The organism is Thermalbibacter longus (assembly GCF_023806485.1).
In the GTDB taxonomy this organism is placed as follows: domain Bacteria; phylum Chloroflexota; class Chloroflexia; order Thermomicrobiales; family Thermomicrobiaceae; genus Thermalbibacter; species Thermalbibacter longus.
On the sequence record NZ_JAMSLR010000057.1, the window covers coordinates 1 to 317 of the forward strand.

Below are 317 nucleotides of genomic sequence, written 5' to 3' on the forward strand. Positions count from 1 at the left end.
GGTGATGATGCGCACCTTCTTGCCCACCGGCACCACCAGCGGGTTGTCGACCTTGAGCAGGTAGTCGTCCGTCGGGGTGACCTTGCCGCTGTCGGACATCAGGCGGTGCTGCGGATCCAGCGTCGACAGGAACTGGATGCCCTCGCCTTCCCCTTTCAGGTACTCGTAGCCCCACTTCCACTGCATGCCGACCACCTTGATCGTGAGGTCGGCGTTGGAGGTGTCCTTCTGCGCCACGATCACCTTGGTGGCGGGCAGCGCCATGCCGATGACGATCAGCAGCGGCACGATGGTCCAGCCCAGCTCCACCCAGATCG

Annotated in this window: 1 pseudogene; it reads right to left on the reverse strand. The window is 64.0% G+C overall.

Annotated elements, in window-relative coordinates:
* Nucleotides 1-317, reverse strand: a pseudogene (locus NET02_RS16430) (cytochrome c oxidase subunit II); the annotation flags it as partial.